3 protein-coding genes and 1 pseudogene are annotated in these 2,313 nt (G+C 62.1%); all 4 read left to right on the top strand.

Annotated features, from left to right (window positions below; translation table 11 throughout):
• Positions 1-179: pseudogene (locus DBR30_RS22160) on the top strand (amino acid ABC transporter ATP-binding protein); the annotation flags it as partial.
• A complete protein-coding gene (locus tag DBR30_RS12550; RefSeq protein ID WP_108541374.1) occupies positions 172-969 on the top strand; it encodes an amino acid ABC transporter permease in 798 nt (265 codons plus the stop codon). The pseudogene DBR30_RS22160 and the gene DBR30_RS12550, both read left to right, overlap by 8 nt.
• A gap of 2 nt (positions 970-971) precedes the next feature.
• Positions 972-1,793 (top strand): transporter substrate-binding domain-containing protein, encoded by an 822-nt coding sequence (locus DBR30_RS12545; protein ID WP_108541375.1) that lies wholly within the window; start codon positions 972-974, stop codon positions 1,791-1,793.
• Positions 1,793-2,313 (top strand): ABC transporter permease subunit (locus DBR30_RS12540; RefSeq protein ID WP_146181382.1); only part of this gene is annotated, 521 nt, incomplete at its 3' end. The genes DBR30_RS12545 and DBR30_RS12540, both read left to right, overlap by 1 nt.

Here is a 2,313-nt window from a genome sequence, read left to right as displayed (position 1 = left end):
GGATGACCCTGATCTGCGTTACCCACGAGATGGGCTTTGCCCGTCAGGTGGCGGATCGGGTGCTCTTTATGGATGAAGGGAAGATTATCGAGTCGGCCCCGCCCGCCCAGCTGTTCAACGCCCCTCGTCACCCGCGTACCCAAGCCTTCCTCGAACAGGTGCTCAGCTATCATGGCTAGGCTCAAACGCCCCCGCCTGCTTGGCTGGTTGTCAGGCTCTGTGATGCTCTCTGCGCTACTGGGCTGGGCGCTCTATAGCGGCGCTCGCCAGATGGGCTATGAGTGGCAGTGGCCGCGGGTGTTGCCCTTTCTCGGTGAATGGGATGAGGGAACCTTTTATGCCGGCCCCTTGCTAAACGGCCTGCTGGTCACTTTGCAGGTGGCGCTGCTCAGTCTGTTGGGCACGATGGTGGTCGGTATGTGCGTGGTTAGCCTGCGGCTGCTTCCCTCCAGGCTCGGCCCCTGGCTCGCTATCGCCTATCTGGCGCTGGTGCGCACCACGCCCCAGCTGGTGCAGCTCTATATTCTCTATTTTTTGCTGGGCCCCATGCTGGGATTGGCCCCCCTTGCCTGCGCCGTGTTGAGCCTCTCCCTCTATCAGGGGGCCTTCACCGCCGAAGTGCTGCGTGCAGGTGTACAGGCCATTCCCAAAGGACAGTGGGAGGCAGCCCAGTCGCTTGGCTTGTCACGGGCCATCACCCTGCGCAAGGTGATCCTGCCCCAACTGGTGCGCATCACCTTGCCGCCGCTGACCAACGAGCTGGTCTCCCTTATCAAACATTCGGCGCTGGTGAGTGTGATCGCCATCTTCGATCTGACCAACGAAGGACGTACTCTGGTTGCCGATACGTTTCTGACCTTTGAGGTGTGGTTTACCGTAGCTGCCCTCTATTTGCTGTTAACCCTGACGCTGTCAGCCTGTTCGCGGGCACTGGCCCGTCACCTGAATCCGGATCAACAAGGACGCTAACCATGAATCTGTCATTCAAGACCACCCTGTCGGGCGCAGCCTTGCTGCTGGCAAGCCTGCTCACTCCGGCACTGGCAGAAACTGCCCCCTCCGACACCCAGGCGCAGATCGAGCAGAGCGGTACCCTGCGGGTCGGCATGTCCACCTTCGCCCCCTGGGCGATGCGCGACAAGCAGGGGGCCCTGATCGGTTTCGAGATTGACGTGGCCCGTCGCCTCGCCACAGATAACGGCTGGCAGGTAGAGTTCGTGCCTACCGCCTGGGATGGCATCATCCCCTCCCTGTTGGCGAAAAAATATGACGTCATCATCGGCGGCCTCACCATCACCCCCGAGCGGGAGAAGAGTGTGCGTTTCACCCAGGCCTACTCCCATTCGGGGGTGCAGCTGGCCGCCTCCAGCGTCCTGGCCAAAGAGAAGAAAACCGTGGTGGACTTCAACCAGCGCGGGGTGATCCTGGCGGTACGTCGTGGCGCCTCACCGGTACAGGTGGCAAAAGAACACTTCCCCAAGGCCACCCTGCGCCAGTTTGATGACGAGTCACAGGTATTTCAGGAGGTGCTGAACGGCCGCGCCCACGGCGCCCTCTCCTCTTCCCCGAAACCCGAGCAAGAGGCGCTGCGCCACCCGGATGCCCTCTTTATGCCGTTTGCCGAGCCGTTGGCACAAGGCGATGAAGGCTTTGCCCTGCGCAAGGGGGATGATGCCCTGGCTGAGCAGTTCAACGAGTGGATCGCCGCCCGTCAAGCCGATGGCTGGCTCAAGGCGCGCCATGACTACTGGTTCAAGTCGCTGGCGTGGGAAGCGCAGGTCGCCAACCCCTGATGCTGATTGCTCTAAAAGAGACCATCCGGCGCATCATCCGTGAGCCATGTCGGAACATCAACTGGCTGGATGGGGCGATCGCCCTGATCCTGCTGCTGGCTGGCCTCTGGCTGGCCAGCCGCCTGCACATCGGGGTGGCCTATCAGTGGCGCTGGCATGAAGCCTTCGACCTGCTGTTCACCCCCGGCCCTCACGGCGAGTTACCCTACTTTTTCAGCGGTCTGCTCACCACCTTGCGCATCGCCCTGCTCGGCATGGTGCTGGCGCTGCTGCTCGGCACTGCGCTGGGGGTAGCCGCCTTCAGCCGCAGCCCTTGGCTGGTGATGCCCGCGACCCTGTTTATCCAGCTGATCCGCAATCTGCCGCCGCTGGTTTTTATCTTCATCTTCTATTTCTTTATCGCCAACCAGCTGCTGCCTGCGAGCGGCCTCTCCCGCTGGCTCGGCACCGTATCGCTCTCCCCGTGGCAAGAGGCGCTGTTTGGCCCACCCGCCCGCTGGGAGAACCTCATCTCAGGCAC

Source organism: Aeromonas sp. HMWF017 (assembly GCF_003061465.1).
GTDB classification, from domain to species: Bacteria; Pseudomonadota; Gammaproteobacteria; order Enterobacterales; family Aeromonadaceae; genus Aeromonas; species Aeromonas veronii.
This window is presented reverse-complemented; position numbering and strand designations above follow the sequence as displayed.

Excerpts from the sequence above, each read along its gene's own strand:
- DBR30_RS12545 (WP_108541375.1), top strand. The coding sequence starts at position 972 with ATGAATCTGTCATTCAAGACCACCCTGTCGGGCGCAGCCTTGCTGCTG.
- DBR30_RS12550 (WP_108541374.1), top strand. The coding sequence starts at position 172 with ATGGCTAGGCTCAAACGCCCCCGCCTGCTTGGCTGGTTGTCAGGCTCT.